At 70.2% G+C, this 6,857-nt stretch carries 9 protein-coding genes and 1 pseudogene; 4 read left to right on the forward strand and 6 right to left on the reverse strand.

The genetic code is table 11. The features are described from left to right. A partial coding sequence (locus tag FUT87_RS13120) for a hypothetical protein (RefSeq protein ID WP_147241301.1) occupies window positions 1-230 on the reverse strand: 230 nt, incomplete at its 3' end. A gap of 223 nt (window positions 231-453) precedes the next feature. Between FUT87_RS13120 and FUT87_RS13125 the strand changes: the two are divergent. After that, window positions 454-1,511 (forward strand): annotated as a pseudogene (locus tag FUT87_RS13125) (aldo/keto reductase). A gap of 30 nt (window positions 1,512-1,541) precedes the next feature. Here the strand turns inward: FUT87_RS13125 and FUT87_RS30650 are convergent. Continuing rightward, on the reverse strand, window positions 1,542-2,228 hold the full coding sequence (locus tag FUT87_RS30650) for a hypothetical protein (RefSeq protein ID WP_255511810.1): 687 nt from the start codon (window positions 2,226-2,228) through the stop codon (window positions 1,542-1,544). Between the two features lie 71 nt (window positions 2,229-2,299). Continuing rightward, window positions 2,300-2,653 (reverse strand): hypothetical protein, encoded by a 354-nt coding sequence (locus FUT87_RS30655; RefSeq protein ID WP_255511811.1) that lies wholly within the window; start codon window positions 2,651-2,653, stop codon window positions 2,300-2,302. A gap of 149 nt (window positions 2,654-2,802) precedes the next feature. Between FUT87_RS30655 and FUT87_RS13135 the strand changes: the two genes are divergently transcribed. From FUT87_RS13135 to FUT87_RS13145, 3 genes are read left to right on the forward strand one after another with little or no spacing between them, the layout of a single operon-like run. Further along, complete coding sequence (locus FUT87_RS13135) at window positions 2,803-3,306, forward strand: aminoacyl-tRNA deacylase (protein ID WP_147241302.1); 504 nt, start codon at window positions 2,803-2,805, stop codon at window positions 3,304-3,306. A gap of 6 nt (window positions 3,307-3,312) precedes the next feature. Continuing rightward, window positions 3,313-4,029, forward strand: coding sequence for a glycerol-3-phosphate 1-O-acyltransferase PlsY (plsY, locus tag FUT87_RS13140; protein WP_147241303.1), 717 nt, complete (start codon window positions 3,313-3,315; stop codon window positions 4,027-4,029). After that, complete coding sequence (locus tag FUT87_RS13145) at window positions 4,026-4,376, forward strand: RidA family protein (RefSeq protein WP_091725488.1); 351 nt, start codon at window positions 4,026-4,028, stop codon at window positions 4,374-4,376. Before plsY ends, FUT87_RS13145 begins: the two co-directional genes overlap by 4 nt. Before the next feature lie 81 nt (window positions 4,377-4,457). On the opposite strand, the gene FUT87_RS13150 is transcribed toward FUT87_RS13145, so the two are convergent. The 3 genes from FUT87_RS13150 to FUT87_RS13160 all read right to left on the reverse strand — a co-directional run. Then, complete coding sequence (locus FUT87_RS13150) at window positions 4,458-5,108, reverse strand: L-threonylcarbamoyladenylate synthase (RefSeq protein WP_091725483.1); 651 nt, start codon at window positions 5,106-5,108, stop codon at window positions 4,458-4,460. A gap of 41 nt (window positions 5,109-5,149) precedes the next feature. Further along, on the reverse strand, window positions 5,150-6,016 hold the full coding sequence (locus FUT87_RS13155; RefSeq protein ID WP_147241305.1) for a 3',5'-nucleoside bisphosphate phosphatase: 867 nt from the start codon (window positions 6,014-6,016) through the stop codon (window positions 5,150-5,152). An 89-nt stretch (window positions 6,017-6,105) separates the two neighbouring features. Next, the coding region (locus tag FUT87_RS13160) for a GGDEF domain-containing protein (protein ID WP_222617140.1) at window positions 6,106-6,857 on the reverse strand (752 nt) is incomplete at its 5' end.

Consider the following 6,857-nt stretch of genomic DNA (forward strand, 5'->3'; position numbering starts at 1 on the left):
GCCAGCGGCAGGTTCACCGCCAGCGCCGCGCCGCGCGAGATCACGTCGAACTGCAGCGCGTGCGACAGGTCCCACTCCTTGCGCGCGGTGCGCTCGATCATGGCCGGGTGGGTCCAGAACACCGCATGGAAGCCGACCACCGTCGCCATCGCGATCAGCGCCATCGCGCGCACGCAGTGGGCGATCCAGCGAATGCGCTGCAGGCCGGCGGGGATGGGGGAAGGGCGCATGGCGAGGCGGTGGCGTTACCGTGATGTGGCAAGAAATTACTGTAAAACAATAATTTCCAGTCGGCAACCGTGAGGGAGAGCCCATTGCGGCCATGTGGCGCACGGGGAGACGGAGGCGGTGCACATGCGGGCGAGCAGGGAACCGGCGCGCCGCCCGCGTCGGGCACACTGGCCGCCTGCCGCGGCGACGGAGCCACGCGGCACCTCACGGAGCACGGACAAGATGGAGCGCATCACCCTCGGACAGTCGGACCTGTCGGTCACCCGCATCGGCCTGGGCACGATGACCTTCGGCGAACAGGTCGACGAGGCCGGCAGCCACGCGCTGCTGGACCGCGCGGTGGCCGCGGGCATCAACCTGCTGGACCTGGCCGAGATGTACCCGGTGCCGGCGCGCGCCGAGACCTTCGGCAGGACGGAGGAGATCGTCGGCCGCTGGCTGCAGGCGCGGCCGGGACTGCGCGAGCGCCTGGTCATCGCGACCAAGGTCGCGGGGCCCTCGCGCGGTTATGACTGGATCCGCGACGGCAGCCAGGACCTGACCGGCGCGCAGATCGTCCAGGCCTGCGAGGACAGCCTGCGGCGGCTGCGCATCGACACCATCGACCTGTTCCAGATCCACTGGCCCGCGCGCACGTGCCGATGTTCGGAGGCGTCTACTTCGAGCCGTCCAAGGACAAGCCGGTGGCGTCGATGCTGGAGCAGTTGCAGGCGCTGGACCAGCTGCGACGCGCGGGCAAGATCCGCCACGTCGGCCTGTCCAACGAGACCGCCTACGGCGTCGGTGAATTCGTGCATCTGGCGCAGGTCCACGGCCTGCCGCGCATCGTCAGCGTGCAGAACCCCTACAGCCTGGTGAACCGCGTCGTCGAGAACGGCCTGGACGAGGCGCTCTACCGCCACCAGGTCGGCCTGCTGGCGTATTCGCCGCTGGGCTTCGGCACGCTCACCGGCAAGTACGACGCGCATGGGCTGGGCGATCCCGCCAGGCCGGGCCGGCTGGCGATCTTCGACAGCATGAAGAAGCAGCGCTGGGCGCGGCCCGAGACGCTCGAAGCCGCGCGCCGCTACAACGCGCTCGCGGCGGAACTGGGCATGACGCCGGCGACGCTGGCGATGGCCTGGGTCACTTCGCGCTGGCAGACCGGCAGCGCGCTGATCGGCATCACGAATGCGGCGCAGCTCGACGAGAACCTCGCGGCGCTCGGCCGCCCGCTCGATGCCGAGGTCCACGCGCGCATCGACCGCATCCGCTGGGAGATCCGCGACCCGGCGCAGTGAACGCGCGGCGGTCGACGGCACGCCGCGCGCTCAAGGCGCCAGCAGCTCGAAGGCGCCCTCGGCCAGTCGCTGGCCGTTGACCAGGACCTCGATGCGATGCGTGCCCGGGTAATGCGTGCGGGTCGTGAAGTCGCGCAGCGCGCGCTGGATGCGGATCGACGTCGAGGCGCCGGCCGCGAGCTCCACCGTCTTGAGCTTGAAGACCTTCGGCGAGGTGCGCCCGTTCTTCTTGACGTAGTGGATCGCGTAGTCCACGACCAGCCGCTGGGTGACGTCGGCGCTGGAGCGCAGCTCGAAGGCGATCTCGATCGCGCCGCCGATCGCCAGGCGCGCCGGTGCGATCGCCAGTTGCTCGACGGCCGCCCGCGCGCCGTCGCTGGCGCCGATCAGCTTCAGCGCCCGCGCGTCGCCTTGCTTGATGCGTGAGCGCAGCGCGTGCTTGACGATCCAGGCGCTGCGCGCGTCGTCCAGGTCCCAGTCGGCGACATGGGCGAAGACCCAGTCCGCATGGTCCTTCGTGATGTCGTTGAGGTGGTTGGCGACGGAGCGCCGCACGTAGAGGGCGTCGTCGGCGCGCAGTGCCCGCAGGATCTCCGCCGCGGGCGTCGGATCCGCCACCAGCGCGTCCAGGCGGAAGGACCACGGCAGTCGCGGCCGGCAGCCCTCGCTGGCCAGCCGGCGCACATGCTCGTCGCCATCGGCGGTCCAGCGCGTCATCGTCCGTAGCGTGCCGGTGAGATCCTGGCGCAGGAAGGGGCGGATCGCGAATTCGGCGGTGCCGTGCGGCGTCAGGCGCTGGAGCGCGTGAGCGACGCGGCCGGATCATGCAGGCCGAAGCTCGCGACGAAATCGCACAGGCCCATGTTCATGAAGGAGCCGCCGGCGCGCGGCGCGGCGGCGACCACCGCGTCGAGCTTGGCGCCGAAGCTGCCGGGCAGCGCGGCGTCCAGCGCCTCCGCCACGCGGTGCACGCGCTGCATGATGGACAGCGCGTCCAGGCCGTCCGTGGCCACCGCCAGGAAGCGCTTGTGCTGGAAGCCGGGCGCGGTGTCGGTGAAGACCTCGGCCAGCGCGCGCAGCGTCGCCGGGGAAATCAGGTCCTTGAGCTGGTAGCTCGCGGTGGCATCCGTGGAAGCGGTCATGGCGGTCCGGATCGTGGCAGTCGGTGATGCCCGCGTGGCAGCGGGCGTGGGTCGTTGCGGGCGCACGTTACGCGCGCGCGTTGCCAGGCGCTGTCAGCAGCAAGCTCGTACAAGCGGGCCTTCGCTGCCAGCGCCGACAATCCGCGCCCATGAGCAAGAAATCCGTCCACGTCAGCGAGACGCTCGCGACACAGATGCTGCGGCAGCACCGGGTCACGTTTGGCGAGCATGTCTACGACTACGTCGATCACGGCGGCACCGGCGAGTCCTCCAAGCAGCTCGGCGTGCCCGAGCACGAGGTGATCAAGACGCTGGTGATGCAGGACGAGAAGGCGCAGCCGCTGATCGTGCTGATGCATGGCGACTGCACCGTCAGCCTCAAGGAACTCGCGCGGCAGATCCCCTGCAAGAAGGTCGAGCCCTGCAAGCCGGACGTCGCCCAGCGCCACAGCGGCTACCTGGTCGGCGGCACCTCGCCGTTCGGCACCCGCAAGGCGATGCCGGTGTTCGTCGAAGCCAGCGTGCTCGCGTTGCCGCGCATCCTGATCAACGGCGGGCGGCGCGGTTATCTGGTCAGCATCGAACCCCGGGTTTTGACGGAGCTGCTGGCGGCCCGCCCGGTCGAGTGCGCGCTGAAGTCCGGGGCAGAATAGCGCCCCATGCAAAAAGTCCTGTTCCCCTTGTTGGCTGTCGTGGCTGGGTACCTGATCGGTTCGCTGTCCTTCGCGGTGATCGTCAGCCGGCTGATGGGCCTGTCCGATCCGCGCAGCTATGGCAGCGGCAATCCGGGCGCGACCAACGTGCTGCGCTCGGGCAACAAGGCCGCGGCCATCCTCACGCTGGTCTTCGACGCGCTCAAGGGCTACGTGCCGGTGCTGCTGGTGCTGAAGTTCGGCGCGCCGTATGGCCTGGAGGAGGGCACCGCCGCGCTGGTCGGCCTGGCCGCCTTCATCGGCCACCTGTGGCCGGTGTTCTTCAAGTTCGTGGGCGGCAAGGGCGTCGCCACCGCGGCGGGCGTGCTGCTCGCCCTCAATCCCTGGCTGGGCCTGGCGGTGCTGGGCGTGTGGATCGCGATGGCGGTGGTGTTCCGCTATTCCTCGCTGGCGTCGCTGAGCGCCGCCGTGGCCGCGCCGCTGCTGCAGATGCTGGTCTGGGACGTCGGTCCCGAGCTGCCGGCCATCGCGCTGATGAGCCTGCTGCTGGTCTGGCGCCATGCGGCCAACATCAAGAAGCTGATGGCGGGCACCGAGAGCAAGCTCGGCCAGAAGGCCGCGCCGGCGGCCGCCGCGCCGGCCGTGAAGTCCCATCGCCACGAGCAGTCGCGCGAGAAGCGCGATCACAAGTCTTCCCACAAACCCAAGCAGCACAGCAAATGAGCAGCATCGAACGCTTCGACGTCGGCCCGCGTCTCTCCGAGATGGCCATCCACAACGGCGTGGTCTATCTGGCCGGCCAGGTGCCGTCGGACGCCAGCGCCGACATCCAGGGCCAGACCGAGCAGGTCCTGGCGATGATCGACCAGCTGCTGGCCCGTGCCGGCAGCGACAAGACCAAGATCCTGCGCGCGCAGCTGTACATCGCCGACGTCAAGGACCTGGCCGGCATGAACGCCGCCTGGGACGCCTGGGTGCCGGCCGGCCACACGCCGCCGCGCGCCACGGTCGAGGCCAAGCTGGCCAAGCCCGAGTGGAAGATCGAAATCGTGATCACCGCCGCGGTCTGACCCTCGACGGTGCGAGACGCACCGCCCCATGAAAAACGCCGGCTTCGCGCCGGCGTTTTGCTTGGCGCGTTTGAAGCGCCGTCAGTCCTCGGCCTCCGCCTCCTCGAGTTCCAGGCCCAGGCAGGCCGGATCGCCGCAGCCGCGGCGCACCAGCACCGGCGGTTCCGCGGTGAGGTCGACGACGGTGGTCGGCTTCATCGGGCAGGCGCCCGCGTCGATGATCAGCTGGATCTGCTTGTCGTAGCGCGCGGTGATCTGCTCCGGATCGTTGAGCGGCTCGTGCTCCCCAGGCGGGATCAGCGTGGTCGCCAGCAGCGGCCCGCCCACCAGCGCGAGCAGCTCCTGCGTGACGCGGTGGTCCGGCACGCGCAGGCCGATGGTGCGGCGCGAGGGATGCGACAGCCGCCGCGGCACTTCCTTCGTCGCCTCCAGGATGAAGGTGAAGGGGCCCGGCGTGGCCGTCTTGATCATCCGGTACTGCTTGTTGTCGACGCGCGCGTAGCTGCCCAGCTCGCTGAGGTCGCGGCACAGCAGCGTCATGTGGTGCTTGTCGTCGACGCCGCGGATGCGGCGCAGCGCCTCGGCGGCGGCCTTGTCGTCGAGCTGGCACACCAGGGCGTAGCTCGAGTCCGTCGGGATCGCGCCGATGCCGCCCTGGCTCAGGATCTGCGCCGCCTGGCGCAGGAAGCGGGCCTGCGGGTTGTCGGGATGGACTTCAAAGATCTGGGCCATGGTCCTCGCCTGGGGCAATCGGTGTGCGGGCCGGGCCGGTATCAGGCCGGCCAGTGGATGCGGTACTCGAGCGCATTCCACACCGGCTTGAGTTTGCCCGAGAGGTGCTGCTCGAGCCGGCCCAGGTCGACGCGGCTTTCCTCCGGACTGTGGAAGTCGGAGCCGCGCGAGGCGAGCAGGTCGAATTCGAGCGCGGTGTCGGCGTACTGGACCATCTCCGCCGCCGTGTGGCTGCCGGTGACGACCTCGATGCCGCGACCGCCATGGGCCATGAACTCGGTGATCAGCGCATATTCCTCAGTCGGCGTGAAGCCGTAGCGCCCCGGATGCGCGATGACCGCGATGCCGCCGGCGTCGACGATCCAGCCCACCGCGTCGCGCAGCGCCGCCCACCGGTGCGGCACGTAGCCGGGCTTGCCCTCGGTCAGGAAGCGGCGGAAGACCTCCGGCACGTCGCCGCACTGGCCGGTCTCGACCAGGAAGCGCGCGAAGTGCGTGCGCGAGATCAGCTCCGGATTGCCGGCGTGCCGGAGCGCGCCCTCGTAGGCGCCATGGATGCCGACCTTCGCCAGCCCCTCCGACATTTCCTGCGCCCGCGCGCCGCGACCGCCGCGCGTGGCGCGCAGGCCCTCGACGATGCGGGGATCGTGGTGGTCGAAGCCCAGGCCGACGATGTGCACCACCTTGCCGGCGAAGGTCACCGAGATCTCCACGCCGGTCAGGTAGGCCAGCCCCAGCGCGCGCGCGGCCTCCAGCGCCTGCTGCTGGCCGCCGACCTCGTCATGGTCGGTCAGCGCCCAGAGCTCGACCCCGTTGGCCTTGGCGCGCGCGGCCAGCGCCTGCGGCGACAGCGTGCCGTCGGAGACGGTCGAGTGGCAGTGCAGGTCCGCGTTGGTCTGCGGGTGCAGCGCGATCCGGGCCGGCACGTGCGCGGGCGCGAAACCTGGCGCGGGCGTCGGATCGGCGGGAAGGGCGGTGGTCGCGAGGGGCGGGGTGTTCACCCGGCCGATTCTAGGAGCGGCGCCATGTCCGGGATGGCAGCACTGGAACGGCGGCGGTCGACGAAGTAGCGGCTCGGGCCGGTGCCGCACTTGGCGACGTGCTTGGGTTCGGTCAGCGCGGCGGACAGCGCGCGGACGCTGTCGAAGGCGCCGGGCTGCACCTGGATCACGCCGGCGCTGAGCGTGGGCAGCGGGTTGAAGGACTCCTGGTTCTGCCGGTTCAGCGTGACGTAGCCGCCCAGCGCCTGGTGCTCGGCGGAGAAGAAGGGACGGATCTGGCGGTCGAACTCGCGGCAGACGCGGGTGATGCGCGCGGTCCAGTCCGGCGAGCCCAGCACCATCACGAAATCGTCCCCGCCGATGTGGCCGACGAAGTCCAGCACCGGATCGGCGGCGGTCTGCAGGATCTGGGCGCAGAGCTTGATGATGTCGTCGCCGGCCGCGTAGCCGTAGACGTCGTTGAAAGGCTTGAAGTGGTCGATGTCCCAGGCGACGACGACGAACTCCCGGCCCTCGTGCAGCAGCGCGTCCAGGTGCTGGTCGGTGGGCACGTTGCCGGGCAGCAGCGTCAGCGGGTTGGCGTAGCGGGCGCTGTGGACCTGCAGGTCGGAGACGGCCTTGAGCAGGTCGGTGCTGCGACCGGTGCCGAAATACTCGCCGCCCCGGGTGACGATGAAGCCGTCCACCATCAGGCGGTCGTCCAGGCTGGAGATCGCGTCGCTCATCTCGCGCAGCGAGGTGCCGGCGT

This window comes from Mitsuaria sp. TWR114 (genome assembly GCF_007997345.1).

What these genes read in the sequence shown, in the direction of transcription:
- FUT87_RS30650 (WP_255511810.1), bottom strand. Translation starts at nt 2,228, where the DNA reads ATGACGCGCTGGACCGCCGATGGCGACGAGCATGTGCGCCGGCTGGCC.
- FUT87_RS13145 (WP_091725488.1), top strand. Translation starts at nt 4,026, where the DNA reads ATGAGCAGCATCGAACGCTTCGACGTCGGCCCGCGTCTCTCCGAGATG.
- FUT87_RS13135 (WP_147241302.1), top strand. Translation starts at nt 2,803, where the DNA reads ATGAGCAAGAAATCCGTCCACGTCAGCGAGACGCTCGCGACACAGATG.
- FUT87_RS13150 (WP_091725483.1), bottom strand. Translation starts at nt 5,108, where the DNA reads ATGGCCCAGATCTTTGAAGTCCATCCCGACAACCCGCAGGCCCGCTTC.
- plsY (WP_147241303.1), top strand. Translation starts at nt 3,313, where the DNA reads ATGCAAAAAGTCCTGTTCCCCTTGTTGGCTGTCGTGGCTGGGTACCTG.
- FUT87_RS30655 (WP_255511811.1), bottom strand. Translation starts at nt 2,653, where the DNA reads ATGACCGCTTCCACGGATGCCACCGCGAGCTACCAGCTCAAGGACCTG.